General features: G+C 70.5%; 24 protein-coding genes and 1 pseudogene. 8 read left to right on the top strand and 17 right to left on the bottom strand.

Translation table 11 applies throughout. The features are described 5' to 3' along the window. Positions 1 to 3: 3 nt before the first annotated feature. Positions 4 to 630: a ribosome biogenesis GTP-binding protein YihA/YsxC gene (yihA, locus tag ABE957_RS13105; protein WP_349759130.1), complete on the top strand. Its 627-nt coding sequence runs from the start codon at positions 4 to 6 to the stop codon at positions 628 to 630. A 46-nt stretch (positions 631 to 676) separates the two neighbouring features. Here yihA and ABE957_RS13100 read toward each other — a convergent pair whose 3' ends face one another. The 7 genes and pseudogenes from ABE957_RS13100 to argH all read right to left on the bottom strand — a co-directional run bounded on the left by ABE957_RS13100 (position 677) and on the right by argH (position 6,788). Further along, complete coding sequence (locus ABE957_RS13100) at positions 677 to 1,405, bottom strand: HAD family hydrolase (RefSeq protein WP_349759129.1); 729 nt, start codon at positions 1,403 to 1,405, stop codon at positions 677 to 679. Beyond that, positions 1,402 to 2,319, bottom strand: coding sequence for a tyrosine recombinase XerC (locus tag ABE957_RS13095; protein ID WP_349759128.1), 918 nt, complete (start codon positions 2,317 to 2,319; stop codon positions 1,402 to 1,404). The genes ABE957_RS13100 and ABE957_RS13095 overlap by 4 nt, the downstream gene beginning before the upstream one ends. Further along, complete coding sequence (locus tag ABE957_RS13090; protein WP_349759127.1) at positions 2,316 to 3,032, bottom strand: DUF484 family protein; 717 nt, start codon at positions 3,030 to 3,032, stop codon at positions 2,316 to 2,318. Before ABE957_RS13090 ends, ABE957_RS13095 begins: the two co-directional genes overlap by 4 nt. 46 nt (positions 3,033 to 3,078) lie before the next feature. Further along, positions 3,079 to 3,912: a diaminopimelate epimerase gene (gene dapF, locus ABE957_RS13085; RefSeq protein ID WP_349759126.1), complete on the bottom strand. Its 834-nt coding sequence runs from the start codon at positions 3,910 to 3,912 to the stop codon at positions 3,079 to 3,081. Further along, a complete protein-coding gene (gene lysA, locus ABE957_RS13080; protein WP_349759125.1) occupies positions 3,912 to 5,192 on the bottom strand; it encodes a diaminopimelate decarboxylase in 1,281 nt (426 codons plus the stop codon). The genes dapF and lysA overlap by 1 nt, the downstream gene beginning before the upstream one ends. 67 nt (positions 5,193 to 5,259) lie before the next feature. Beyond that, positions 5,260 to 5,379: pseudogene (gene lptM / locus ABE957_RS18165) on the bottom strand (LPS translocon maturation chaperone LptM); the annotation flags it as partial. After that, positions 5,379 to 6,788, bottom strand: coding sequence for an argininosuccinate lyase (gene argH, locus ABE957_RS13070; RefSeq protein ID WP_349759123.1), 1,410 nt, complete (start codon positions 6,786 to 6,788; stop codon positions 5,379 to 5,381). The gene argH and the pseudogene lptM, both read right to left, overlap by 1 nt. A gap of 233 nt (positions 6,789 to 7,021) precedes the next feature. Here argH and hemC point away from each other — a divergent pair, with 233 nt between their 5' ends. Genes hemC through ABE957_RS13050 form a run of 4 tightly spaced genes read left to right on the top strand, consistent with a single transcriptional unit; the run spans position 7,022 to position 11,639 of the window. Continuing rightward, the gene (gene hemC / locus ABE957_RS13065) at positions 7,022 to 7,963 is read left to right on the top strand and encodes a hydroxymethylbilane synthase (protein ID WP_349759122.1); all 942 of its coding nucleotides are present in this window, start codon (positions 7,022 to 7,024) and stop codon (positions 7,961 to 7,963) included. Next, complete coding sequence (locus ABE957_RS13060) at positions 7,963 to 8,757, top strand: uroporphyrinogen-III synthase (protein ID WP_349759121.1); 795 nt, start codon at positions 7,963 to 7,965, stop codon at positions 8,755 to 8,757. The genes hemC and ABE957_RS13060 overlap by 1 nt, the downstream gene beginning before the upstream one ends. Before the next feature lie 6 nt (positions 8,758 to 8,763). Continuing rightward, positions 8,764 to 10,389: a uroporphyrinogen-III C-methyltransferase gene (locus ABE957_RS13055; RefSeq protein WP_349759120.1), complete on the top strand. Its 1,626-nt coding sequence runs from the start codon at positions 8,764 to 8,766 to the stop codon at positions 10,387 to 10,389. Next, positions 10,386 to 11,639 (top strand): heme biosynthesis HemY N-terminal domain-containing protein, encoded by a 1,254-nt coding sequence (locus ABE957_RS13050; protein WP_349759119.1) that lies wholly within the window; start codon positions 10,386 to 10,388, stop codon positions 11,637 to 11,639. The genes ABE957_RS13055 and ABE957_RS13050 overlap by 4 nt, the downstream gene beginning before the upstream one ends. Before the next feature lie 363 nt (positions 11,640 to 12,002). Here the strand turns inward: ABE957_RS13050 and ybiO are convergent, their stop codons facing one another. Together ybiO and ABE957_RS13040 are read right to left on the bottom strand one after the other, a co-directional pair. Beyond that, complete coding sequence (gene ybiO, locus ABE957_RS13045; RefSeq protein ID WP_349759118.1) at positions 12,003 to 14,318, bottom strand: mechanosensitive channel protein; 2,316 nt, start codon at positions 14,316 to 14,318, stop codon at positions 12,003 to 12,005. Between the two features lie 280 nt (positions 14,319 to 14,598). Then, positions 14,599 to 15,672, bottom strand: a complete 1,074-nt coding sequence (locus tag ABE957_RS13040; protein WP_349759117.1) for an alpha/beta fold hydrolase — start codon at positions 15,670 to 15,672, stop codon at positions 14,599 to 14,601. Positions 15,673 to 15,859: 187 nt separating this feature from the next. On the opposite strand from ABE957_RS13040, the gene ABE957_RS13035 reads away from it, so the two are divergent. Both ABE957_RS13035 and ABE957_RS13030 read left to right on the top strand, forming a co-directional pair. Next, on the top strand, positions 15,860 to 16,243 hold the full coding sequence (locus tag ABE957_RS13035) for a fluoride efflux transporter FluC (RefSeq protein WP_349759116.1): 384 nt from the start codon (positions 15,860 to 15,862) through the stop codon (positions 16,241 to 16,243). Continuing rightward, a complete protein-coding gene (locus ABE957_RS13030; RefSeq protein WP_349759115.1) occupies positions 16,240 to 16,629 on the top strand; it encodes a fluoride efflux transporter FluC in 390 nt (129 codons plus the stop codon). Before ABE957_RS13035 ends, ABE957_RS13030 begins: the two co-directional genes overlap by 4 nt. A gap of 25 nt (positions 16,630 to 16,654) precedes the next feature. Here ABE957_RS13030 and ABE957_RS13025 read toward each other — a convergent pair whose 3' ends face one another. Beyond that, complete coding sequence (locus ABE957_RS13025) at positions 16,655 to 17,128, bottom strand: methylglyoxal synthase (RefSeq protein ID WP_349759114.1); 474 nt, start codon at positions 17,126 to 17,128, stop codon at positions 16,655 to 16,657. 374 nt (positions 17,129 to 17,502) lie between these two features. Here ABE957_RS13025 and gap point away from each other — a divergent pair, with 374 nt between their 5' ends. Beyond that, positions 17,503 to 18,516 (top strand): type I glyceraldehyde-3-phosphate dehydrogenase, encoded by a 1,014-nt coding sequence (gene gap / locus ABE957_RS13020; RefSeq protein WP_349759113.1) that lies wholly within the window; start codon positions 17,503 to 17,505, stop codon positions 18,514 to 18,516. Positions 18,517 to 18,530: 14 nt separating this feature from the next. Here gap and ABE957_RS13015 read toward each other — a convergent pair whose 3' ends face one another. The 7 genes from ABE957_RS13015 to ABE957_RS12985 all read right to left on the bottom strand — a co-directional run bounded on the left by ABE957_RS13015 (position 18,531) and on the right by ABE957_RS12985 (position 26,347). Continuing rightward, entirely contained in the window at positions 18,531 to 19,826 is a 1,296-nt protein-coding gene (locus ABE957_RS13015) for an aspartate kinase (protein WP_349759112.1), read from the bottom strand. Positions 19,827 to 19,976: 150 nt separating this feature from the next. After that, positions 19,977 to 21,131: a carboxynorspermidine decarboxylase gene (gene nspC, locus ABE957_RS13010; RefSeq protein WP_349759111.1), complete on the bottom strand. Its 1,155-nt coding sequence runs from the start codon at positions 21,129 to 21,131 to the stop codon at positions 19,977 to 19,979. A 6-nt stretch (positions 21,132 to 21,137) separates the two neighbouring features. Beyond that, on the bottom strand, positions 21,138 to 22,337 hold the full coding sequence (locus ABE957_RS13005) for a saccharopine dehydrogenase family protein (protein WP_089847620.1): 1,200 nt from the start codon (positions 22,335 to 22,337) through the stop codon (positions 21,138 to 21,140). 260 nt (positions 22,338 to 22,597) lie between these two features. After that, positions 22,598 to 24,043 (bottom strand): aldehyde dehydrogenase family protein, encoded by a 1,446-nt coding sequence (locus ABE957_RS13000; RefSeq protein WP_349759110.1) that lies wholly within the window; start codon positions 24,041 to 24,043, stop codon positions 22,598 to 22,600. A 15-nt stretch (positions 24,044 to 24,058) separates the two neighbouring features. After that, entirely contained in the window at positions 24,059 to 24,784 is a 726-nt protein-coding gene (locus ABE957_RS12995; protein WP_349759109.1) for an ABC transporter permease, read from the bottom strand. Position 24,785: 1 nt separating this feature from the next. Then, on the bottom strand, positions 24,786 to 25,493 hold the full coding sequence (locus ABE957_RS12990) for an ABC transporter permease (protein WP_349759108.1): 708 nt from the start codon (positions 25,491 to 25,493) through the stop codon (positions 24,786 to 24,788). Positions 25,494 to 25,570: 77 nt separating this feature from the next. After that, the gene (locus tag ABE957_RS12985) at positions 25,571 to 26,347 is read right to left on the bottom strand and encodes a transporter substrate-binding domain-containing protein (protein WP_349759107.1); all 777 of its coding nucleotides are present in this window, start codon (positions 26,345 to 26,347) and stop codon (positions 25,571 to 25,573) included. Position 26,348: the final 1 nt, after the last annotated feature.

Genomic DNA, 26,348 nt, shown 5'->3' with positions numbered 1-26,348 from the left:
CGCATGTCGCGACTCAATTATCAGGCCTCCCGCTTCCTCACCAGCGCCCCGACCCTGGCCAAGTGCCCGCCGGACGACGGCGCCGAGGTGGCCTTTGCCGGCCGCTCCAACGCCGGCAAGTCCAGCGCCATCAATGCCCTGACCCGGCAGAAGGCGCTGGCCCGGACCTCCAAGACGCCGGGACGCACCCAGCTGATCAACTTCTTCGGGCTTGGCGAGGACAGTGATCACCGGCTGGTCGACCTGCCGGGCTACGGCTATGCCAAGGTGCCGGAGCAGGTCAAGCTTGAGTGGCAGCGCCACCTCTCCGACTACCTGCGCCGGCGCGGCTCGCTGCGCGGCCTGGTGCTGGTGATGGACGTGCGCCATCCGCTCTCGGAGTTCGACCAGACCCTGCTCGGCTGGGCCGACGAGGCCGAGATGCCGGTGCACATCCTGCTGACCAAGGCCGACAAGCTGAAGAGCGGCGCGGCGAAGAATGCCCTGCAGCAGGTGCGCTCGCGGCTGCATGAGTGGGAGGACCTGGTGAGCATCCAGCTGTTCTCCGCCCTCAAGAAGCAGGGCATCGAGGAGGTGCATGCGCGCCTCGACCAGTGGCTGCTCGATGCGCCGGTGCCCGCCGCCGACTGATGGGCGCCTCCCTCCCTTTCTGACCTGGTGCCTATGACGGTGGCGACTAGGTCAGGTCGGCCAGCAGGGCCGGCAGCTCGCGAACATGCGCCAGCCGATGCACGCCCGCCGGCAGCTCTCCCGCCGGCGCCTGCGGGGCGATCCACACCGCCCGCATCCCTAAGCGCAGCGCCGGCAGTACGTCCTCCTGCCAGGAATCTCCCACGTGCAGCGCCCGCGAGGGCGCGGTCTCGAGCCGCGCCAGGGCGGCCAGGAAGGGGCGTGCGTCCGGCTTGGGGGCCTGGATCTCGCCGGCGGCGATGGCCACCCGGAAGTGGCGACAGAGCGCCAGACGGTGCAGCGCCAGGTTGCCGTTGGTGATGGCCCCCAGCCGGTAGCGATCGCCGAGCTCTTCGAGCAGCGGCTCCACCTCGGGGTGGGGCGCGACGTCCAGGCGCAGCGCATGGAAGCGCCCCATGGCGGCGGAGGCCCACAGCCAGGCGGCGCTGCGCGGCAGCCCGTAGGCCTCCAGCAGCTCCACCAGGGCGCGCTCGCGCAGCCAGCTGAAGTCGCCCCGCCGCGGCGGGAAGCGCTCGGCCAGCCGGCCGCGCGCGGCCTGATAGGCCGCCAGGGGGTAGCGCTCGGCGAAGCGCCTGCGCGACTCGCCGCGGCGCGCCAGCCAGTCCGTCAGGGCCTCGTCGAGCCAGGCATAGTGGCCGGTCTCGGTGCGCTCCATCACCCCGCGGTTGTCCCACAGGGTGTCGTCCAGGTCGAAGGTGATCGCCCGCAGGCTCATGAGGGCTCTCCGCTGCCGTTGCCGCGGCGTCGCGCCCGCGGATGGGCGGCGTCGTAGCTCGCCGCCAGGTGTTGCCAGTCGAGCCGGGTATAGACCTGGGTGGTGGCAAGATCCGCATGGCCCAGCAGCTCCTGCACCGCGCGCAGGTCCTGGCTCGACTCCAGCAGGTGGCTGGCGAAGGAGTGGCGCAGCCGGTGCGGATGGAGATGCTCGGCGAGCCCCCGCACCTTGGCCAGCTCGGCGAGGCGCCGCTGGATGCCGCGATGCCCCAGCCGCCCCCCGCGCACCCCCACGAACAGCGCCTGTGTATCGCCGGCGGCCAGCTGGCCGCGCACGGTGAGCCAGGCATCCAGCGCCTGGCGGGCCCGACGGCCTACGGGCACCTGGCGGGGCTTGCCGCCCTTGCCGAGCACCCTGACCCGCTGCGGCTGGAGATCGCCGAGATCCAGCGCCGCCAGTTCGGCCAGTCGCAGTCCGCTCGAATAGAAGAGCTCCAGCACTGCCTGGTCGCGACGCGCCAGCGGCGAGCCGTCGTGGGGCGTGTCGAGGAAGCGCGCCAGCTGATCCACGTCCAGCGGACGCGGCAGGTGACTCGGCTGGCGCGGGGCCTTCACCAATGCGGCCGGGTTGTGGGCCAGCTGCCCCGTCTCCACCAGGTAGGCGGCGAAGCGCGATATCGCGGCGCGGCGCCGGGCCAGGCTACGCGGGGCCAGGCCGCGCAGGCGCTCGCCGCCGAGGAAGCGGCGCAGCAGGGCGGCATCGAGCCGGGCCCAGTCGTCGATGGCCTCGGCGGCGAGGAAGGTCGTCAGGGCCGCGAGGTCGCGCCGGTAGGCGTCCGCCGTGGCGGGGCTCGCGGTGCGCGCCAGCCCGGCGAGGAAGGCCTCGACCTCGGGCGCAAGCGTCGCGGTGCTCACGACGAGGCGGGCGCCATGCGCACCAGCAGGCGCGCCACCACCTCGCCCACGTAGTCGGTGAACAGGGTGTCCATGCTGGCGCGGAAGTGGTCCGGGTCGGGGCTCGCCAGCACCAGGTAGCCCAGCGGCTCGCCCAGGGTCAGCCGCGCCACCGCGCAGGAGCCGGCCTTGCCGGGCGCCGGCACATGGGGCAGCAGGCGCTTCCAGTCGGTGGGGGTCAGCCGCGTGCAGCGGCTGGGCCGACCGTCGAGCAGCGCCGCGAGGCGCTGGCCGGCATGGTCGTCGAGCACCTGCCGGGGCGCCTGGGGCGGGCGGGGCTCGGCGTCGGTGAGGCTGGCCGGGCACCACAGCGCCACCGCCGGGGTGTGGAAGTGCTCACTCAGCTGGGTGGCCAGCGCCTGGCCCAGGGCGTCGTTGTCCTCGGCCTCGAGCAGCGCGATGACCAGTTCCCGGGTGCGTCGATACTGGCCCTCGTTGAAGCGGGCCGACTCCAGCAGCTGCTCCAGGCGCCATTCGGCCTGCTCGGCGCGGGCGCGCAGGTCATGCACCAGCCGTTCGAGCAGCGAGGTGGCGCCGCGGGTCTCGGGGTGGGGCACCTTGAGCTGCTGCAGCAGCCCCTCGCGACCGACGAAGAAGTCCGGGTGACGGGCCAGCCACTCGGCCACCCGATCGGGATCGAGGGTCTTGCGCGGGTCGGGGGCGGCACGGGTCATGGGCACTTCTCCTGGGGTGGCGAGGGTCCTGGGGTGGCAGGGCGACTCAGTTCAGCACGACGCGGCCGTCGAAGACGCGCTCGGCCGGTCCGGTCATGATCAGCGGGGCCGCGTTGCCGGCCCACTCGATGCACAGGTCGCCGCCGGGCAGGTGGACGGTGACGGGGCTCTCGAGCAGCCCCTGGCGGATGCCGCTGGCCACCGCCGCGCAGGCGCCGGTGCCGCAGGCCAGGGTCTCGCCGCTGCCGCGTTCAAAGACGCGCAGACGGATCTCATGGGCAGAGACGACCTGCATGAAGCCGGCGTTGACCCGCTTCGGGAAGCGCGGGTGGGCCTCGATGGCCGGCCCCAGCCGTTCGACGGGGGCGGTGTCGACGTCCGCGACCCGCAGCACGGCGTGGGGGTTGCCCATGGAGACCACGCCGATCTCGTGGCGCTCGTCGCCCACGTCCAGGGCATGCACGACGCGGTCCTCGGCGGCGTCGAAGGGCAGCGCTTCGGGAGCGAAGCGCGGGGTGCCCATGTCGACGCGCACCCGGCCGTCGTCCTCGACCACCAGGGTCAGCGGGCCGCCGGCGGTCTCGACGTGGACCTCGTGCTTGTGGGTCAGGCGCTGGTCGCGCACGAAACGCGCGAAGCAGCGCGCCCCGTTGCCGCAGTTCTCGACCTCGCTGCCGTCGGCGTTATAGATCCGGTAGCGGAAGTCCATCTCCGGGTCGCGGGGCGGCTCGACCACCAGCAGCTGGTCGAAGCCGATACCGAAGCGACGATCGGCCAGGCGGCGGATCTCCTCCTCGGTGAAGCGCGCCCGCTGGGTGACCAGGTCGACCACCATGAAGTCGTTGCCGAGGCCGTGCATCTTGGTGAAGTGCAGCAGCATCAGCGGGCCTCTCCCGCGTCGTCGGGCAGCAGCGCCTCGCCGGCCCACAGGTCCTCGAGGCGCTCGCGGCGACGCACCAGGTGGGTCCGGTCGCCGTCGACCATCACCTCGGCGGGGCGCGGGCGGCTGTTGTAGTTCGAGGCCATCACGAAGCCGTAGGCCCCGGCGGAGCGCACCGCGAGCAGGTCGTCGGCGGCGATGGCGAGCGCGCGATCCTTGCCCAGGAAGTCGCCGGTCTCGCAGACCGGGCCGACCACGTCATAGGTGGCGGTGTCGCGGGGGTGGCGGGTATCCACGGCCAGGATCGCCTGCCAGGCCTGATAGAGCGCCGGGCGGATCAGGTCGTTCATGCCGGCATCGACGATGGCGAAGTTCTTGGTCTCGCCGGGCTTGAGGAACTCGACCCGGGTCAGCAGCACGCCGGCGTTGGCAGCGATGGAGCGGCCCGGCTCGAAGAGCAGGGTCAACCGCTCGCTGCCCGGCCATGTCGACAGCCGCTCGAGCAGCGCGGTGGCGTAGTCGAAGGGCGCCGGGGGGTGCTCGTGCTGGTAGGGCACGCCCAGCCCGCCGCCGAGGTCGAGGTGCTCGATCTCGATGCCGCGCTCGCGCAGCCGCTCGAGCAGTACCAGCAGGCGGTCGAGGGCGTCGAGGAAGGGCGCGAGCTCGGTGAGCTGGGAGCCGATGTGGCAGTCCAGGCCGACCACCTTGAGGTGGGGCAGCTCGGCCGCCAGCTGGTAGGCGGCCAGCGCCTCGTCCACCGGGATGCCGAACTTGTTGTCCTTGAGCCCCGTGGAGATGTAGGGGTGGGTGCCGGCGTCGACGTCCGGATTGACCCGCAGCGAGACCGGCGCCCGCGTGCCGAGCCGGCCCGCCACCGCGTTGAGGCGCTCGAGCTCGGGGCGCGACTCCACGTTGAAGCACTTGATGCCCGCCTCCAGTGCGCGGGCCATCTCGGCCTCCTGCTTGGCGACGCCGGAGAAGACCACCTTGGCCGGGTCGCCGCCGGCGGCGAGCACGCGCTCGAGCTCGCCGATGGAGACGATGTCGAAGCCGGCGCCCATCTTCGCCAGCAGGCCCAGCACCGCCAGGTTGGAATTGGCCTTCACCGCGTAGCAGATCAGGTGCGGATGGCTGCCCAGGGCCTCGGCGTAGGCGCGGTAGTGGCGCGCCAGGGTCGCCCGGGAGTAGACGTAGCAGGGCGTGCCGTACTCGTCGGCGATGCGGGTGAGCGGCACGTCCTCGCCGTAGAGGACGCCGTCGCGGTATTCGAAGTGATCCATGCTAGCTCTCGTCGTCGCGGGCGGTGTCAGCATCCTGCCGGGCGGCGTCGTCGTCCGACGTCGCCTGCTCGCCGGCAGGGTCGTAGCGTTCGGCGGCCGCCTCGTCGCCTGGCAGGTAGAGCGGGCCCTTCTGGCCGCAGCCGGCCAGCGCGAGGCCCAGCGCCAGGGCGGGAAGGAGCCAGCGCATCAGGCGAGGCTCGCCAGGGCATCGCGGGCGCGCTGCGCCGCGGCCCGCACCTGGTCCGGGGCGGTGCCGCCGATGTGGTTACGGGCCGCCACCGAGCCCTCGAGGGTCAGCACCTCGAAGACGTCGGCCTCGATGGTGTCCGAGAACTGGCGGAGCTCTTCGAGGCTCATCTCGGAGAGGTCCTTGCCCTCCTTGAGGCCGAAGGCCACGGACTGGCCGACGATCTCGTGGGCGTCGCGGAAGGCCACGCCCTTGCGCACCAGGTAGTCGGCCAGGTCGGTGGCGGTGGAGAAGCCGCGGCGGGCGGCCTCGGCCATGCTGGCCTTCTTCGACTCGATGGCCGGGGCCATGTCGGCGAAGGCGCGCAGGCAGCCCTTGACGGTGTCCAGGGTGTCGAACAGCGGCTCCTTGTCCTCCTGGTTGTCCTTGTTGTAGGCCAGCGGCTGGGACTTCATCAGGGTCAGCAGGCCCATCAGGTGGCCATAGACGCGACCGGTCTTGCCGCGTACCAGCTCCGGCACGTCGGGGTTCTTCTTCTGCGGCATGATCGAGGAGCCGGTGCAGAAGCGGTCGGGCAGGTCGATGAAGTCGAACTGGGCGCTGGTCCACAGCACCAGCTCCTCGCTCATCCGCGACAGGTGCATCAGCAGGATGCTGGCGAAGGCGATGAACTCGATGGCGAAGTCCCGGTCGCTGACCGCGTCGAGGCTGTTCTCGGCGGGGCGCTCGAAGCCCAGCAGCTCGGCGGTAACGTGGCGATCGATGGGGTAGGTGGTGCCGGCCAGCGCCGCGGCGCCCAGCGGCAGCACGTTGACCCGCTTGCGGCAGTCGAGCAGGCGCTCGTGGTCGCGGGCCAGCATCTCCTGCCAGGCCAGCAGATGATGGCCGAAGGTCACCGGCTGGGCGGTCTGCAGGTGTGTGAAGCCGGGCATGATGGTGTCGGCCTCGCGGTCGGCCAGCTCGATCAGCCCTTCGCGCAGGCGCGAAAGCTCGGCGGCGACGACGTCGATCTCGTCGCGCAGGAAGAGGCGGATGTCGGTGGCCACCTGGTCGTTGCGCGAACGGCCGGTGTGCAGCTTCTTGCCGGTGATGCCGATCTTGTCGGTGAGCCGCGCCTCGATGTTCATGTGCACGTCTTCCAGGGCCACCGACCACTCGAACTCGCCGCGCTCGATCTCGCCGCGGATCTCGTCGAGACCCTGGAGGATGGCGTCGCGCTCCTCGTCGGTCAGCACGCCGACCCGTGCCAGCATGGTGGCGTGGGCGACGGAGCCCTGAATGTCGTGGAGGGCGAGGCGCTGGTCGAAGCCGACCGAGGCGGTGAAGCGTTCGACGAAGGCGTCGGTGGGCTCGCTGAAGCGGCCGCCCCAGGACTGATTGGTGCCGGGGGTGGAAGGACTCGGGCTCATCGGGCTGGGCATCCTGCTTGACGATAGGGGTGGTGGGCGCCGTCCGGGCGGCGCTGCCTTGACATGGCGGAAAGTGTACCAGAGTCCACGAGGCAGGCGAGGGGCGGCACACGCTCGGCGCGACTCGATTTTTCCTGTTTCGCGCGGTGCTTTATGATGAGGCGTATCCACATCATCACCGGGCGCCAGCGCATCGTGCGCCATCGGCAGGCCAACCGGTACGGGAGAACCACGTGCAAGCCATCAATACCCTGCGTATCGCCACCCGCAAGAGTCAACTGGCCATGTGGCAAGCCGAGCATGTCCGCGACCGTCTGATGGCCGCCCACCCCGGCCTGCAGGTCGAGCTGGTGGCCATGTCGACTCGCGGCGACAAGATCCTCGACACCCCGCTGGCCAAGGTCGGCGGCAAGGGGCTGTTCGTGAAGGAGCTGGAGGAGGCGATGCTCGACGGTCGCGCCGACATCGCCGTGCACTCCATGAAGGACGTGCCCATGCACTTCCCCGAGAGCCTGGGGCTCTCGGTGATCCTCGAGGGCGCCGAACCCACCGACGCCTTCGTCTCCAACCACTACGCCTCGCTGGACGAGCTGCCCCAGGGCGCACGCATCGGCACCTCCAGCCTGCGTCGCGGCCTGCAGATGCGCGAGGCGCGCCCGGATCTCGAGGTCCTCAACCTGCGCGGCAACGTCCAGACGCGTCTGGGCAAGCTCGATGCCGGCGAGTACGACGCCATCCTGCTGGCCACCTCGGGCCTCAAGCGGCTGGGCCTCGAGGCGCGCATCGCCATGGAGCTGCCGCCCGAGGTCTGCCTGCCGGCCTGCGGCCAGGGGGCGCTCGGCATCGAGTGCCGCCTTCACGACCCGGAGCTGCTGGCGCTGCTGACCCCGCTGGACGACGCGGACACCGCCACCCGAGTGCGGGCGGAGCGCGCCATGAACACTCGCCTGGAGGGAGGCTGCCAGGTGCCGATCGGCGGCCATGCCGTGTTCGAGAACGACGGTCAGACCCTCTGGCTGCGCGCCCTGGTGGGCAACCCGGAGGGCACCCGGGTGCTGCGCGCCGAGGGCCGCGGCTCCATCCACGAGCCGGAGGCGCTGGGTATCCGCGTGGCCGAGGAACTGCTCGACCAGGGCGCCGGCGATATCCTCGCCGAGGTCTACGGCGCCGGTTGATGGCGAGCCGGCCGGTTCTGATCTCCCGTCCGGGCGAGCGCGCGGGCCCGCTGGCCGAGGCCATCGAGGCCCGCGGCCTGCCCGTGGCGCGGCTGGAGGTCATGCGCCTCGAGCCGCTGGCGGAGACGCCGGCGGCGCGCAGCACCTGGCTGGACGTCGACCAGTTCGACAAGCTGGTGGTGGTGAGCCCGTTCGCCGCCGAGTGCCTGGCGGACGCGCTGGATCGCTACTGGCCGCAGCTGCCGGTCGGTATCGACTACTATGCGGTGGGAGCGTCCACCGCCGCCGCCTTGCACCACCACCTGGGGGTGCGCGTGCACGTGCCGTCACCGGCCAGCGGCGAGGACACCAGCGAGGCCCTGCTGCGCCTCGCCTCGCTGCGGGCCCTCGACGAGCAGCGCGTGCTGCTGGTAGCCGGCGAAGGCGGGCGCACCCTGCTCGCCGATACCCTGGCCGCGCGGGGTGCCAGGGTGACCCGCCTGGCGGTCTATCGGCGTCGCCTGATCGACCCCGCGGCGCCCCTGCAGGCGCGGTTGGCCGAGGGCGATTACCAAGCGCTGGTGGTCAGCAGCGGAGAAATCCTCGAACATCTGGCAGGATGGTGTACGGATGCCGCCTTGAACCAACCGCTAATCGTTTCCAGCGCACGGTTGGCTACACTGGCCGGCAGGCTGGGGTTTCGTTTCCCCGTGGTGGCGTCGGGTGCCACCCCTGCCGCCCTGGCGGCCGCGGTCGCCGGGAGCAGCGCCCCTGAGGAGGCCGATGTCGATCATGATGATCTCGAAAAGGGCTAGCGACAGATGAGCAAGCAACCAAACGATCAGGACGAACAGCAGACGCCTTCGGATGCGGCCCAGGGCGCATCGGCGACCTCGGGCGGTCAGGGAGGCGGCGAGGCCGACAAGGGCGGCGGTTCGGCCTCCCGCCGCTCGCGCCGCCGGGGCAAGGGCGGAGCATCGGCGCCGGCCGGACAGGCGAAGCAGGAGGCGCCAGCATCGGGCGCCGCCGCGCCGGGCGCGGACGATTCGACCGCACCGTCCAGCGCGCCGAGTGCTGGCGCCGACCAGCCGAGCGGCCAGGGCGGTCAGAGCGGCACGACCGAGACGAAGGCGCCGAGCGCCTCCGCCGACAAGCCCACCACCGGCGCTGCCGGCACCGACAAGACCCAGACGCAGAATGCCGCGGCCGATAAGCCGGCCTCGGGCGCTGCCGGCACCGACAAGACCAAGACGCAGAATGCCGCGGCCGACAAGCCGGCCTCGGGCGGCGCCAGCACCGGCAAGGCCAAGGCGCAGGGCGCGCCCGCCGACAAGGCGAAGGCCTCCGACGCGGGCAAGCCCCCGGCCGGCGGTGCCGCCACCAGCGACGGCGGAAAGGGCGGCGGCAAGGCCGGCGCCGTGGCGCTGGTGCTGGTGATCCTGCTGGCCATCGGCGTGGGCTTCTTCGGCTGGCAGGCCTGGCAGAAGCTCGAGGCGCAGCAGCAGCGCCTCGCCGCGCTGCCTGCCGACGTCGCCAGCGAGTCCGCCCTGGGCGACCTGGCGGGGCGGCTGGAAAGCGCCGAGAGCGAGCGCGACGCGGCCCTCGAATCGACCCTCTCCAGCCTGCGCGGCGACTTCGCCGACTATCGTGGCAGCGTCGACGAGACCCTCGACCAGGTGCTCGACGAGCTCTCCCGCGAGCAGGACACCGACGAGCGCGACTGGCTGCATGCCGAGGCCGCCTACCTGCTGCGCCTGGCCAATCAGCGACTGCTGCTGGAGCGCGACGTCGAGGGCGCCGCGGCCCTGCTGCGCACCGCCGACGCGCGCCTGCTCGAGGCCGACAACCCCGCCCTGGTGCCGGTGCGTCGCGAGATCGCCTCCGAGCTCGCCGCCCTGGAGGCCGTGCCGACGGTCGATCGCACCGGCCTCTACCTGGCGCTCAACGCCCAGCAGGAGCTGATCGCCGGCCAGCCCCTGGCCCAGGACATCGAGGAGATGACCGCCGACGCCACCATCGAGGAGGCGCCCACCGGCGGCTGGCAGCAGCAGCTGTCGCGCTTCGGCAACGAGCTCAAGGACCTGGTCACCGTGCGCAAGCACGACGAGGCGCTGGAGGCGCTGATCGCCCCGGAGCAGGAGTCCTACCTGCGCCAGAGCGTGCGCCTGGTGCTCGAGCAGTCCCAGCTGGCGCTGCTCAAGGAGGAGCAGGCGCTCTATGAGGCCAGCCTCGACAAGGCCCTGACGCTGATCCGTGGCTACTACGACATGGACGCTTCCAGCGTGCAGTCGGTGATCGCGCGCCTCGAGGAGCTCAAGCAGCGCAGCATCCGCCCCGAGCTGCCCGATATCAGCGGCTCCCAGCAGGCGCTGGCGAGCTTCATCGAGCGTCGCTTCGAGAGCCGCTCCGCCGACCAGGCCGAGGGCGGCCAGGGAGATGACGCATGAGAAAGCTGATCCTGATCGTGGTCCTGGGCCTCGCGCTCGGGGCGCTGTTCGGCCAGCTGATGATGTCGGTGCCGGGCTACTGGCTGGTGCGGGTGGGCGATACCTCCTACCAGACCTCCTTCTGGTTCGGCCTGGTCATCCTGCTGGCGGTGTTCATCGTGCTGCACTTCGGCCTGCGCCTGTTGATGCGCATGACCCGGCCGGTCAGCCGCTTCAAGGTGTGGAACAGCCGGGCCCGCAACCGCACCGCCATGAAGCGCACCGTGCGCGGCCTGGTGGCGCTCGCCGAGGGGCGCTGGAAGCGCGCCGAGAAGGCCCTGGTCAAGGCCGCCGATGACTCCAGCACGCCGCTGGTCAACTACCTCTCCGCGGCCCTGGCCGCCCACTACCAAGGGCGCTACGAGCAGGCCGATACCCTGCTCAAGCGGGCTCACCTGAGCACCGAGGGCGCCGATACCGCGGTGGGCATGATGCAGGCCCAGCTGATGCTGGATCGCCAGCAGTACGAGGAGGCGCTGGCGATCCTGACCCGCCTGGACCGCCACCTGCCGAACCACCCCCAGGTCCTCAAGCAGCTCAAGCAGGCCTACTTGAGCGTCAGCGACTGGGACGGCCTGCGCCGCCTGATGCCGCGGCTGGGGACTCAGCAGCTGATCTCCCGTGAGGAGCGCGAGCAGCTCGAGCTGCGCGCCTACCGCGAGCTGATCGGCCAGGAGGCACGCAACCCCGGCGACATCGAGCGGGTGCGCAACCTCTGGGCCGACATGCCCGACTACCTGCGCACCAACAACGACCTGATCGTGCTCTATGCCGAGGCGCTGGTGCGGGGTGACCAGGAGGGTATCGCCGAGCGCCTGCTGCGCCACTCCCTCAAGGAGCACTGGGACAGCCGCCTGGTGCTGCGCTACGGCCTGCTCGACGTGGATGCCCGCCGACAGCTGGTGGTGGCCGAGAAGTGGCTGCAGGAGCGGCCCAACGACCCGGACCTGCTGCTCACCCTGGGGCGCCTGGCGCTGCGCAACGCCTACTGGGGCAAGGCCCAGGAGTACTTCGAGGCGAGCCAGCGCCAGCGGCCCAGCGGCGTGGCCTGCGCGGAACTGGCCCGGCTCTATGCCAACCTGGGCGAGCATCAGAAGAGCCAGCTCTTCTACCGCCAGAGCGTCGAGCTGCTCGACAAGTCGCTGCCCTCGCTGCCGCAACCCACCGAGACCCCCGACTCGGCGGCGAAAACGGCCAAGGCGGCGTCCTGATCGCCTCGCGACCGCAGTAAACGTGACCCACCCACAAGAGGGGCTGCCGAAGGGCAGCCCCTCTTGCTATGTGCTGTTCTCGCGATGCGCTGTGCGGGTGTCGTGCCGTGCGGGTGTCGACTGGGAAGCCGCCTTTCCGCCTGCCGCGGTCCTCGCGGCTGCGCCCCTCCCTCAGACGCCACGATGATCGTTCGTTGCCGCCCAGGGGGCTCTGCCTTCGCGCGCAGTGTCGCGCCATGCGGCGGCGGTCACGCCCGCCGCGACGCCCAGCCGCCCGATAAAACGACAGCGGGGTCGCTCGAAGGCGACCCCGCTGTCGGGACGAACAGGCGCCCGCCGGCGCCTGCTGGTGAGTCTACACGGCTAGACCTCGCTGTCGTTGGGCTGGCGATGGTCGGCGTCGGCGATCTCCTGGACGCCGTGGCGGGTATCGTCGCCGTGGGCGGCCTCGGAGGGGCGCCCGCGCGACGCGGCGTTCAGCATCCGCACGTTGGCCGCCGGTGAACCGCCCTGCTTGTCCTCGCCGAAGTACAGCGTGGTGTGCGGGAAGGGGATCTCGATGCCGGCCTCATCGAAGCGCAGCTTGACCAGGCGGTTGTAGGCGCGGCCCACGGCCCACTGGTCGCCGGGCGTGGTCTTGATGACCACCCGGATGTTCACCGAGCTGTCGGCGAGGGCCACCACGCCGGCCACGGTGAGCGGCTCCAGCAGTTTCTGGCCGTGCTCTTCGCTCGCCTTGAGGTCTTCGAAGGCCAGCTTGAGCTGCTCGATGGCCTCGTCGATGCTCTCGCGGTAGGCGATGCCGTACTCGCCGACGTGGTTGCCGAACTCGCGCATGTAGTTGGAGACGGTGTCGACGCTGGAGAAGGGCACGATGTGGTAGGTGCCGGAGAGATCCCGGATGCCTACCGAGCGGATGCTCAGTTTCTCCGCCGTGCCGGTGATGCCGCCCACCGTGACCACGTCGCCGGTGTTCATGGCGTTCTCCACCTGGATGAAGATCCCGGTGATGATGTCCTGAACCAGCTTCTGGGCGCCGAAGCCGATGGCCAGGCCCAGCACGCCGGCACCGGCGATCAGCGGGCCGATGTTGATGCCGATCTCGGAGAGCACGATCATCGCCGTCATGGTGACCAGGGCGATGGCCAGGGCGTTGCGGAACAGCGCCAGCAGGGTCTGGGCCCGCGCCGAGGGCACGCCGCCGCCGGTCTCGGGGTTGAGCTTGTGTTCGATCAGGCTGGCCAGCCCCAGCCAGGCCGCCGCGGCCACCGCCAGGATCACGAACACGCTGACGATCTTGCCGACCAGCTCACGGCCGGCCTCGGAGACATACCAGCTGGACAGGTCGAAGGCGCCCCAGGCGCTCAGCACGACCATGATCACGGTGATCAGGATCAGCGCGCGGATGACGCGCAGGGCGTTGGGCACGTAGCTGTTGAGGCGCGGCTCGAGCAGCGGCAGCTTGCGCCGCAGGTCGTCGGAGAGCCGGATCTGGCGGCCGATGGTCTGGGTCAGGAAGTTCGAGACCAGCATGCCGACCACCACGGTCGCCAGGCTCTTGAGGGTGGCGAAGAGCACGAAGGGCAGGGCGTCAGCGGGACGGGTCAGGGTCAGCACCAGCACCATCACGAAGTAGGCCAGGGCGAACAGGTGCCAGGTGCGGGCGAACAGCTGCAGCGAGACCCGGCTGGCGGCCATGGTGGTCTGCTGGGCCTTGTGGTTCAGGGCGTCACGCAGCCGCAGGCGGTTGCGTAGCACCACCGCCACCGCATAGACGAAGGCGCCGATCATGATCAGGGTGCCGACGCTCTGCCCCAGGGCCGGGGCCATATAGGCGCTGATCAGCGGCACTACCACCATCAGGCCGTAGCCGACCAGGCCGATGAGCCGGGCGATCCAGCGATTCCAGTAGGAGGCTTCGCCGGCGGAGATCGGTAGCAGGCGCAGCCCCTCATAGCGGGACGAGAACAGCATTCGCACCCCCGCCTTGAGCAGCTCGATCACCAGGAAGGCGTTGAGGAACAGCGAGGCCCGGGTGGAGAGCTCGCCGGTCTCGCCCACCGCGAAGGTGGCGACCAGATTGCCGCCGACGTAGGCCAGCGCCACCACCAGCACGTCGATCAGCGCGGCCAGGGCCACGCAGAGCACCAGGCGCAGCACCGGGTTGAGCCCCTGGCCGGTGAGCGACCACTGGCTGATGCGGGTGAAGATCGGTTTGGCCAGCCGGCGGATGACCAGGAACAGCACGACGGTGGCCAGGATCACCAGGCCCAGGTTGAGGGCCGCCTCGCCGATGGCGGCCATGTCGACGTCGGCGGTCGCCTCGGCGCTGCCCGAGAGCAGTCCGCTGACCGCCTCCATCGCGCTGGCCAGCTCGGTGCCGACCTCCCCGGCGATGCGGCTGGTGGCCTGGGCCAGCTGCCGCGGCAGGGAGGGCGCCTCGGCGGCGGCGCTCGCGGCGCTGGCCGCCTCGGCCCCCGGGGCGTCGGCGGCCAGGCCGCGTAACTGCTCGATCAGCTGTTGACGGCTCTCGGCGTTCTCGAGCAGGTCGGCCAGGGTGGAGTAGGCCGGCGGCTCGCCGCCGGCGTCGGCTTGCTGGGCCTGGGCCGGACCGCCGATGGCCACCAGGGCCAGCAGCAGCCAGACGCCCAGGGCTGTCAGGGCTCGCTTAGGGTTCACGCGGTGACCTCCGTCTCTTGGCGTGTGGCGATGGGGTGTTAGGGGAGTGGTACCCGGGTACCTAATCGGCATGGTACGGGTTTGGCGTGGCGATCACGACCCGAGGGCCGTGAGCCATTTTTATGTACAAATATTGTACATCACGAGAATTGTCTGCCAATATTGTCTTCAACGCGGCGGCCAAGGGTCGCCGCCCCCCTGCAAGGCAAGCATGCGATACTCTTGGCCACCCTCGACGGGTGGCCTTTTTTATGTGGGGTGGGAGTTGGCGCGTGGCCGCCTACTCGGCCGCCTGCCAGGCGCAGTTGCCCAGGAAGGCGTCCGCGTCGAGTTCGTCGCGGCGGACCAGCAGGGTCTCGCCGGCACGGCACACGACGCTGTGGTCGCCGAGCCCGGCCAGGTCCGTCAGCACCTGGTCCCAGTGCCGGTACTGCACCGTATGGCCCTGCCCCGGATAGACCGTGGCGCGCACGACGTTGGGCAGCGCCGCCTCCCAGTGCGCCATCACCTCCACCGGCACCGTCCTGTCCTCCTCGCCCCAGTAGAGGTAGGTGGGGGCGGTGATGCGCTCGGCGTCCACAACCGCCTCGTCGTCGCTGCAGGGCCGCAGGTATTCCGCCGCCAGCGCCGTGGGATCGCCCAGCTGGCCGTTCACATAAAACGAGCGTGTCGCATCGCCATAGGCCTCGGTCTGCCAGCCCGGCACCTTCAGCACCGGGGAGCCCGGCACGCCCCACCACGCCTTGGGGCGGTGCGTGTACTGGGTCAGCGTCTCCTTCATCTCCGCCAGGGAGGTGTCGCACGCCGGCGCCTCGCGGGTCGGCAGGGTGCTGGAGACGGCGGCCGCCGCGTGCAGCGACAGAACGCGGTCGGGCACCGTGGTGGCGAGCTGGGCGGCATAGGCGCCGCCGCCCGAGATGGCCACGATGGCAAAGTCCTCGACGCCCAGATGATCGAGCACGCCGAGGATCTCGTCGGTGTAGTCGCGGTAGCCGCGCTCGGGGTCGAAGGGCGACTCGCCGAAGCCGTTGCGCTCGACCGAGATCATGCGCAGGCCCAGGGTCTGGCGCAGGGAGCGGTTGAACTCGGAGAGCTGGAAGGCCGCGAGGCTCGTGCCCTGCCCGCCGATGAACACCACCGGCCGCGCCTCGGGGTCGCCCTCGTCGAGGTAGAACACCGGGCGGTCGCCCAGATCGAGGCGGTGCACCTCGGCGCCGATATGGTCGAAGCCACTGGCGATCTCGACCGTCGCCGGATCGGCGACCGTGGGCGCGGGGGCGGCGTGGGCCGTCAGGGCCATGCCGCCGAGCAGGAGGGTGACGGCCGTGCCGGCCAGCGTCTGCGATGAGCTCATCGGGTATCCTTGTTGTTGACGTTGCATATATCCTGCGGCCGCGGCCGAACAGGGGCCACCATGGCGCGGCGCCGGCGGTTGGCCGGCAGGCGCCGCGATGGTTAGCAGAGTATCATAATGTCCTCATGTATTGACGGCCGCGAAGGTAAGAGGCAGCTGAGGCCGAGGAGCGGCCGAAGGAGGCGGGATGGCGGCGGGATGGAGTGAGCTGTGGCTGGTGGCCGCCGGCGGGGGGCTGGGCGGCATGGCGCGCCTGGCGCTGGGCGACGCCGTGGCGCGTTGCCTGGGTACCGGCCTGCCGTGGGGCACCCTCGCGGTCAACCTCAGCGGCGCCCTGCTGATGGGCGGGCTCGCCGGTGCGCTGGGGCCGCCGGCCTCGGAGCCGGCGTGGTCGCTTGGGGCCATCGGCCTGCTGGGCGGCTACACCACCGTCTCCTCCTTCAGCCTGCAGACCCTGACCCTCGCCCAGCAGGGGCGGCGCGGTGCCGCCGTGGCCAACGTCCTCACGACCCTGGTGGGGGGCTTCGCGGCCCTGCTGGCGGGCGCTTGGCTCACGGGAGGGCTCTCTTGATCGCCTGGCGCGCCTACGCCGCCGTGGGGCTCGGCAGCGGCCTGGGGGCGGCGCTGCGTTACCTCGTCGGGGTGGCGCTCGCCGGGCCGCGCTTCCCCTGGGCCACGCTGGCGATCAATGGTCTCGGTTCCTGGCTGATCGCCGCCTTCGCCGCCTTCGCCGCCCACCGGGTCCATGGCCGGGTGGCGCGCTGGCAGTCCTTCCTGGTCGCCGGCTTCTGCGGAGGCTTCACCACCTTCTCGCTGTTCGGCCTCGAGACGCTGCGGCTGCTGCAGGCCGGCCATCCCTGGCTGTCGCTCGGCTACGTGCTGGCGAGCGTGCCGCTGTGGCTGGCGGCGGCCTGGCTGGGGCAGCGGGCCGGTCGACGGGCGGCGGCGCGGGCCTGAGGGTGACGCGCCGCGTCCCGGCGGCTCAGGCGGTGCGCGACGATACCCAGGCCCCGGCATCGGGGATGGTCATCGCGTACTCCTGCTCGAGCCAGGGGGAGCTGACCATGAAGTCGGCGCTCGCCGCGTTGCAGGCCACCGGGACGTTCCACAGCGCCGCCAGGCGCAGCAGCGCCTTGACGTCGGGGTCGTGGGGCTGCGGCGCGAAGGGGTCCCAGAAGAAAATCAGCAGGTCGAGACGCTGCTCGGCGATGCGCGCGCCGATCTGCTGGTCGCCGCCCAGCGGCCCGCTCATCAGGCCCTCCACTTCGAGCCCCAGCTGGCGCGAGATGCGCTCGGCCGTGGTGCCGGTGCCGACCAGGGTGTGCCCCGCCAGGGTCGCCTCCCAGCGGGCCACCCACTCGAGCAGCTCCTCCTTCTTGCCGTCATGGGCCACCAGCGCGATGCGCTTGCTGGCCGGCAGGGTGCGCGTCACGTTGCGCGGCGGTCGGTGTGACATCTCGATGCTCCTCGGAAGGGGTTTCCTTCGCTGACGATAGCGACTTTAAGGTAAGTTTACTACTTTTTTGGGCGTTCGGCGGCGTGACTGACGATGCCTCGTCGCTCCCGTCATGCCGGTGTATCGGGCGGCGGAGGGTGTGAAAGCCAAGCGATCCGGAGATGCGGGGTTCCCAAGCAGCGGGGCGCGTGCCGGAAGTTGTGTTGTAAAATTACTTAAAATTCCTTGAGGCCTCGGGACGCCTGGTCCACATTGGAGGGCAGGACCTGCTCGGGGCAGGGCCGTCGGCCCCGGACACAACCTTCGCGCCCCGGGACGTTCTAACCCCGGAGGAGCAAGACCCGCGAACGCACCGGATTGAGGAGACTCCTGTCATGACGCTCAAGATCGCCATCAACGGCTTCGGCCGCATCGGCCGCAACGTGCTTCGGGCGCTGTACGAGAACGGCTATCGCGACCGGGTGCAGGTGGTCGCCATCAACGACCTCGGCGATCCCGCCCTGAACGCCCACCTGCTGCGCCATGATACCGTGCATGGCCACTTCCCCTTCGCCGTCGACCACGACGAGGAGAGCCTGAGCGTGGACGGCCAGCGGATTGCCATCCTCTCCGAGCAGGACCCCGCCGCGCTGCCCTGGCAGGCTCTGGGGGTCGACCTGGTGATGGAGTGCACGGGGCTCTTCACCCATCGGGCGGATGCTGCCCGGCACCTCGAGGCCGGCGCCCGGCGCGTGCTGATCTCCGCGCCGAGTCCGGATGCCGACGCCACCGTGGTCTTTGGCGTCAACGAGGACGTGCTCACCGCCGAGCACGAGGTCGTCTCCAACGCCTCCTGCACCACTAACTGCCTGGCGCCGCTTGCCCAGGCGCTCCATGAGGCGGTGGGCATCGAGAACGGCCTGATGACCACGGTGCATGCCTATACCAACGACCAGCACCTCTCCGACGTCTACCACAAGGACCCCTACCGGGCCCGCAGCGCGACGCACTCGATGATCCCGACCAAGACCGGTGCCGCGGCCGCGGTGGGGCTGGTGCTGCCGGCGCTCAAAGGCAAGTTCGATGGCCTGGCGGTGCGCGTGCCGGTGATCAACGTCTCGCTGGTGGACCTGACCTTTACCGCGAGCCGCGACACCAGCCGGGAGGAGATCAACGCCATCGTCGCTCGGGCCGCCGAGGCCTCCCCGGTGCTGGCGGTGAACGCCCAGCCGCTGGTCTCCATCGACTTCAACCACGACGCCCACTCCTCGACCTTCGATGCCAACCACACCCGGGTGAACGGCCGGCTGGTCAAGGTGATGGCCTGGTACGACAACGAGTGGGGCTTCTCCAACCGCATGCTGGACACCGCCCTGGCCATGCAGGCGGCCGCGCGCGACGCCGCCTGAGTAACGGACGCGCCTCAGTCGGGCAGGTGCCAGGTCGCCGGGCACTGGCTAGCGGGGAAGAGCCGCTGGGCGGTGTCGGTGTTGCGCCGCTCGGCCAGGCAGTCGCGCCCCTCGCCGAGGGCGCGGAGCAGGGCGTCGTCGCCATGGCGCACGTTGACCAGGGTCAGGCCGTCCCGGCGCGTCACCGCATAGTCGTCGGCGAGCGAGGCGACCAGCGGCTCGAGGCGGGCGGGATGGCTATCCAGGCACAGCGAGAGGCGTGTGGCCCCGGCATCGATCAGGCCGGCATGCAGCCCGGCCGCCACCAGCCGGCCGAGAATGTCGTGCTGGCACGCCTCGTCCATAAAGGCGAAGTCCCGCGGGCGGATCTCCAGCAGCGTCTGCTCCTCGCAGAGCATGAGGGCGGGCACCTCGCCATCATGGCGCGCATCCTCGCCGATGGTGCTGCCCGGCGCCTCGAGATCCTGGAAGGAGCGCACGGTCAGCGGAATAGCCCGCTGCTGCAGGGGGGCCAGGGTCTTGGGGTGGATCACCGTGGCGCCGTGCCAGGCCAGCGCGATCGCCTCGTGGTAGGAGATCGTTTCGAGCTGCACCGCGTTGTCGACGCGGCGCGGGTCAGCGTTGAAGAGCCCCGGCACGTCCTTCCAGATCGTCACCGCCTCGGCGCCCAGGCAGTGGGCGAGGATCGCCGCGGAGTAGTCCGAGCCCTCGCGCCCCAGGGTCGTCGAATTGCCCTCGGGCGTGGCGCCGATGAAGCCCTGGGTGACCCGCAGCCGGCCATCGGCGAGGTCCAGGCTGCGTACCCGCTCGGCGGTGGCCGCCCAGTCCACGCTCGCCGCCTGGTGATCGCCATCGGTGACGATCAGCTCCCGGGCATCGCACCACTCGCTGGCCAGGCCCGTGTCCTCGAGCCAGGCGGCGACGATGGTGGTGGAGAGCAGCTCGCCGAAGCACACCGTCTGATCGTAGTGGAAGGGCCGCTCGCGCTCGGCATGGGCGCGGTGGCGCCGGTCGAGCTCATTGATGAGCGCCTCGACCCGCCGCGCCACGGGCTCGGCCCGCTCGCCGAACAGCGCCTCGACGGTGGCCAGGTGGTCGCGGCGCAGGGCCTCGAGGCGGTCGCGGTAGTCGGCCGGCGCATTGCTTCGGGCCGCCGCGAGCAGCGCCTCCAGGGCATTGGTGGTCTTGCCCATGGCCGAGACCACCACGACCAGCGGGCGCTCGGGGAACCGGGCGAGCAGGTGGCCCAGATGGCGGATGGCCTCGGCATCCCGGACCGAGGCGCCGCCGAACTTGAAGACCTGGGTCATGGTGACTCCTCCGCGGTGGCATGATGTCGCTGTCGCTACCTTGCGGGAAAGTCGCGGGGGAGAAAAGGGGCATGAACCCTGTTCAGGGGGAGAAACGACGACGGGCACCCGAGGGTGCCCGTCGCGTCTATCGTGAGGATCCTGTCGGCGTCAGCTCAGCCGCTGCCGGTAGTCCTCGTAGCCGAAGGTCTTCACCGTGCGCACCTCGCGGCTCGCCTCGTCGATGCGGCAGATCGACGGCAGGCGCATGCCATTGAAGGTGGTGGTCTTGACCATGGTGTAGTGGGCCATGTCGGTGAACACCAGGCGATCGCCGATCGATAGCGGCGCATCGAAGCTGTACTCGCCCACCACGTCGCCGGCCAGGCAGGTCAGCCCGCCCAGGCGATAGGTGTGGGCCTTCTCGCCGGGCTCGCCCGCGCCGATGATCTCCGGCCGGTAGGGCATCTCCAGCACGTCGGGCATGTGCGCCGTGGCCGAGGTGTCGAGGATGGCGATGGGGCCGTCGTTCTCGACGAGATCGAGCACCGTGCAGACCAGGTAGCCGGTGTTGAGCGCGATCGCCTCGCCGGGCTCCAGGTAGACCTCGAGGTGCGGATGGCGCGCCTTGAAGTCGCGGATCACTCGCACCAGCCGCTCGACGTCGTAGTCGGGTCGGGTGATGTGGTGGCCGCCGCCGAAGTTGACCCACTTGCGCTCGGCGAGATGGCGGCCGAAGGCCTCCTCGAAGGCCGCCAGGGTGCGCTCCAGGGCGTCGCTGTCCTGCTCGCAGAGGGTGTGGAAGTGCAGGCCCTCGAGGCCCGCGAGATCCACACCGGCGAGATCCGCCGCGCGGGCGCCGAGCCGTGAGCCGGGTGCGCAGGGATCGTAGAGCGCGACCTTGCCCTCGGAGTACTCCGGGTTCACCCGCAGCCCGCAGGAGACCTTCCGCGGCGCCTCGGCCACGGCCGCGCGGAAGCGCTGCCACTGGGTCGGGGAGTTGAAGCTGAGGTGGTCCGCGTAGCGCAGCACCACCGCCATCTCCTCCTCGCTGAAGGCCGGCGAGTAAGCGTGCACCTCACCGCCGAAGGTCTCCGCGCCGAGGCGCGCCTCGTCCTGGCCGCTCGCCGTGGTGCCGACCAGGTACTGGCTGACCAGCGGGAAGGCGTCCCACAGGGCGAAGCCCTTGAGCGCCAGCAGGATGCGCGCGCCGCTCTCGGCCTGGACCCGCTCGAGCAGCTCCAGGTTCTTGCGCAGCAGGGCGTCGTCCACCACGTAGGCGGGCGAGGGGCAGGCCGTGACGTCGAAGTTTGGCGTCTCGGACATCGTCGATTAGGCCAGCGGGTCGGCGTCGGGGTCGAGCTCGACCATCTGCCACGGCAGCCCCATGTCGCCGATGCGGTCCATGAAGGGGTCCGGGTCGAGCTGCTCGACGTTGTAAACGCCGTCGCCCTTCCACAGGCCCTCGAGCATCAGCATGGCGCCGGTCACCGCCGGCACGCCGGTGGTGAAGGAGACTGCCTGGGACTGCACCTCGCGGTAGCAGGCCTCATGGTCGCAGATGTTGTAGATGTGCACCTTGCGACGCTTGCCGTCCTTGATGCCGTCGAGGATCACGCCGATGTTGGTCTTGCCCTTGGTGCGCGGCCCGAGCGAGGCCGGGTCCGGCAGTACCGCCTTGAGGAACTGCAGCGGGGTGACCTGGCGCCCCTCGAACTCGATCGGCTCGATGCTGGTCATGCCGACGTTCTCGAGCACCTTGAGGTGGGTAAGGTACTGCTCGGAGAAGGTCATCCAGAAGCGGATGCGCTTCAGGCCCGTGATGTTCTGGCAGAGCGACTCGAGCTCCTCGTGATAGAGGAGGTAGAGGTCCTTCTCGCCGATGCCGTCGAAGTCGAAGGTGCGCTTCTCGGCCAGCGGCGCGGTCTCCTTCCACTCGCCCTCTTCCCAGTAGCGACCGTTGGCGGTGATCTCGCGGATGTTGATCTCGGGATTGAAGTTGGTGGCGAACGGGTAGCCATGATCGCCGCCGTTGGCATCGAGGATATCGATGTGGTGGATCTCGTCGAACAGGTTCTTCTGGCCCCAGGCGCAGTAGATGTTGGTCATGCCCGGGTCGAAGCCGCAGCCCAGGGTGGCCATGTTGCCGGCCTTGGCGAAGCGCTCCTGGAAGGCCCACTGCTCCTTGTACTCGAACTTCGCCTCGTCCGGGTGCTCGTAGTTGGCGGTGTCGAGGTAGGGCACGCCGGTGCGCAGGCAGGCCTCCATGATGGTCAGGTCCTGGTAGGGCAGGGCCACGTGGATCAGCAGGTCCGGCTGGTAGGACTCGATCAGCGCGACCAGCGCCTCGACGTCGTCGGCATCCACCTGGGCGGTCTGGATGGGACGGTCCAGCTGCGCCGCGATGGCGCGACACTTGTCTTGGTTGCGGCTGGCCAGGCAGATCTCCGAGAAGACCTCGGGATGCTGGGCGCACTTGTGGGTAACGACGCCACCGACGCCACCGGCGCCGACAATCAGGACTTTGCTCATGGGGTTTCGAATCCAGATCGAGAAATGTTCAACGATGATAGGGTCTTATCGGTCGATGGACCGCGTCTGCGAGCCCGGACCCGATGCCACCCCGGTCGACCTTTCGCACCGAGCTCCGCAAGGGAGGCGCGAGTGCGCGATGATGGCGTCCTAGCGAGTCGGGGGCAAGTGCTTTTCGTGCATGCCGTGCGACGAAAAGCGGGGGGCAGGAGCGCGCCTCGCCCGGCTCCGAAAGGCGGCCGGGCGAGGCGTGGTAGGCGTCAGCCCGCCGTCGGGCGGGTGATGCGCTTGGGCTCCAGGTAGGCCTCTAGCCCGGCCGGGCCGAGCTCGCGGCCGATGCCGCTGCGCTTCATGCCGCCCCAGCTGGCGTGGGGCGGCGCGACCTGGTCGCAGTTGCACCAGACATTGCCCGCCTCCAGGCGCCGGGCGATCGCCTCGGCCCGGGCCGGGGAGCCGGCCACCACGGTGGCCGCCAGGCCGAAGTCGCTGTCGTTGGCCAGGGCGATGGCCTCCTCGTCGTCGGCCACCCGCCGCGCGCAGAGCAGCGGCCCGAAGATCTCCTCTCGCCACAGGCGGCTGTCGGTCGGCACGTCGCGATAGAGGCGCGGCGCCACGAAGCAGCCGTGCTCGGGCAGATCGAGGCCGGGGGTGGCGCTGGCAAGCGCCTCCCGCTCGGCCTGGATGAGGAAGCCCCGAACCCGGTCGCGCTGGACGGCGTTGGCCAGCGGGCCCATGTCGGTCTCGGCCGCCAGCGGATCACCCAGGCGCAGCGCGCCCATGGCCTCGTCGATGGCGTCGAACAGGGCATCCGCCAGGCGCTCGTGAACCAGCAGGCGGCTGGTGGCGGAGCACATCTGACCGGCGTTGTAGCAGATGCCGGCCATCACCAGGTCCCGCGCCTGGGCGAGATCGGCATCCTCGGTGACCAGGATCGGCGACTTGCCGCCGAGCTCCAGGGAGACCGGGCGCACCCCGTGGGCGGCGGCCTGCATCACCGCCTCGCCCACCGCGTTGCTGCCGGTGAAGGAGAGCTTGTCGATGCCCGGGTGCCGGCTCAGCGGCGCGCCGATGCCCTCGCCGTCACCGTGCAGCAGGTTGACCACCCCGGCCGGCAGGCCCGCCTCGAGCACGAGCTCGGCCAGCGCCCGTTCCGGCAGGGGGGTGACCTCGGAGGGCTTGAACACCACCGTGCAGCCGGCGGCCAGCGCCGGGGCGAGCTTCCAGGCGCTGCTGACCAGCGGGAAGTTCCAGGGGGTGATCAGGCCCACCACGCCGACGGGATCCCAGTAGCGCCGGGCCGCGAGGCCATCGAGGCCGCTGTCGTCGGCCTGGCCCTGGCGCTCGCCCAGCGCGCGGGCCTGGTCGGCGTAGTAGCGGTAGCAGGCGATGGCATCACTGAGATCCTGGTGCGCCTCGGCCAGGGGCTTGCCGTTATTGCGGCTCGAGAGGGCGGCCAGCGCCTCGCGGCGCGCCTCGAGCCCCGCGGCGATGGCGTCGAGATGCTCGCCGCGCCGATGCTCCGGAGTGGCGCGCCATCCGGGCAGGGCGCGGCGCGCGGCGGCCACGGCCGCCTCCACGTCCGCCGGGTCGCCGGCGGTGACCTCGGCGATCACCGTCTCATGGTAGGGGTCCACCACCGGGTGGCGGATCTCGGCCCGGCTCGGCACCCAGGCGTTGTCGATGAACTGCTCGGTCAGGGAGTGCATAGGGCCTCGTCGTGCTCAGCGAATGGGCAGCCAGCGGCGCTGGGTCGGCCGCATGCCGGGAAAGTTAAGCTCCACCACGCGCAGCCCGAGGGTCAGCACGATGGTGGTGGCCAGGTAGATGCCGGCGATCAGCAGCAGCGGCTCGTAGACCAGGAAGGTCTCGTCGCGAATGATGTTGGCCGCCTGCAGCAGGTCCATCAGCGCGATGGTGGAGACCAGCGGCACCGATTTCAGCAGCAGGATCATCTCGCCGGTCAGGGTCGGCAGGCAGAGCTGGATGGCCCGCGGCAGCCACAGCCGGGTCAGCACCTGAAAGCCGGAGAGCCCGAAGGCGCGGCCGGCCTCCAGCTCGCCCCGGGGCACGCTCTGCATGGCGCCGCGGATCACCTCGCCGGAGTAGGCGCCGACGCTGAGCATGAAGGTCAGGGCGCCGAAGAAGAAGGGGTCGCGCAGCAGCGGCCAGAAGACGCTCTCGCGGATGCCCGGCACGCCCTCCAGCAGGCGGCCCACGCCATAGTAGAAGAAGAACAGCTGCACCAGCAGCGGGGTGCCGCGGATCACCGTGGTGAAGGCCAGGGCCAGCCAGGCCAGCGGCCGGGGGCCGCGCAGGCGAGCCAGGGCCACCCCCACGGCGAGCAGCAAGCCGCCGACGGCCGAGACCACCAGCAGCCACAGGGTGTTGACGAAGCCCTCCCACAGGTACTCCTGATAGAAGGGGTCGCTCAGCCAGGAAAAGTCCATCTCAGGCCTCCGTGGGTTGGCCGCGGCGCACCAGGCGCTCGAGGCGGGCGAACAGCGCCGTGGAGGAGAGGGTCATCAGCAGGTAGATGACGCCGGCGGCGGCGTAGAACAGGAAGTAGGCGCGGCTGCTGGCGGCGGCCTGCTGGATGGTGAAGAACAGCTCGTTGAAGCCGATCACGCTGATCAGGGCGGTGTCCTTGATCAGGATCAGCCACAGATTCGACATGCCCGGCAGGGCATTGGGCAGCATGGCCGGCAGCACGATGCGGTGAAAGCGGGTCCAGCGCGAGAAGCCATAGGCGTCGGCGGCCTCCAGCTGGCCCCTCGGAATGGCCAGGATGGCGCCGCGGAAGACCTCGGTCATGTAGGCCCCCTGGACGAAGGCCAGCACCCCCACGGCGGTGGCGAAGCCGGTGATCTTCACCGCGCCGTCCATGCCGAGCTTCGCCAGCAGGGCGTCCAGCGCCTGGGCGCCGGCGTAGTAGAGCAGGATGATCAGCAGAAGCTCGGGCACGGCGCGGATCAGCGTCGAGTAGGCGCTGGCCAGGCCGCGCAGCGGCGCCCAGGGGCTCAGCTTGGCGCCGGCGCCCAGCAGCCCCAGCAGCAGGCCGATGGCATAGGCCAGCACGGCGATCTGTACCGTGGTCAGGGCCCCGGCCAGGATGGGGCCGGCCCAGTCGCCGAGCCCCTCCGGTGTCATGGAAGTCATGGTCGATGGTGTCCTTGGTCACGTGACGAAGCGCCCCGACGCCGGCTGGCGTCGGGGCAGCGACTGGCGCTGGCGGCTCAGTCGTAGACGCAGACGTCGGTGCCCAGGTACTGCTCGGAGAGGCTGGCGCAGGTGCCGTCATCGATCACCGTGGCGATGGCCGCATTGAGCGACGCCTCGAGCTCGTCGTCGGCCTGGCGCAGGCCGATGCCGACTCCCTCGCCGTAGGCCTCATGGCGCGGCGCGGTGGCCTTGATCTCGAAGCCCTCGGCCTCGTCGCGATCGAGGAACTGCACCATGGCGATCTCGTCGGCCAGGATCACGTCCAGGCGCCCGGAGAGCAGGTCGTTGTTGACCTGTTCGGCCTGGTTGTAGATGCGGATGTCCACGCCGCTGTCGCGCAGTGCGCGCCGGGCGTAGGTGGCGTTGGTGGTGGCGGCCTGGACGCCCATCACCAGGCCGTCGAGGTCCTCGGGGCTGGTCATCTCGCGGTCGTCGGCGGCCACGTAGGCGCCGGGGGTGAAGTAGTAGGGACGCGTGAAGTCGATGACCCGCTGGCGCTTCGCGGTGATCGACATGGAGTTCATGATCATGTCGATGCGCTCGGCGTTGAGCGAGGCGATGATGCCGCTCCAGCCGGTGGGCGTGATCTCGCAGTCGCGCCCCATGGCGTCGCAGAGGGCGAGGGCGAGATCCACCTCGAAGCCGGTCCAGTCACCGCTGGCGGCCTTGAAGGTGAAGGGCGGGTAGGGCTCGCCGGAGATGCCCACCTTGAGGGGATCGTTGGCCTGGGCGGTGGCGGCGAGGCCCAGCAGGGCGGCGGCAGCAAAGGTGCGCTTCAGGGGGAATGTCATG

Origin of the sequence: Halomonas pelophila (assembly GCF_040196315.1) — a bacterium.
Taxonomy (GTDB): Bacteria; Pseudomonadota; Gammaproteobacteria; order Pseudomonadales; family Halomonadaceae; genus Halomonas; species Halomonas pelophila.
This window is presented reverse-complemented; position numbering and strand designations above follow the sequence as displayed.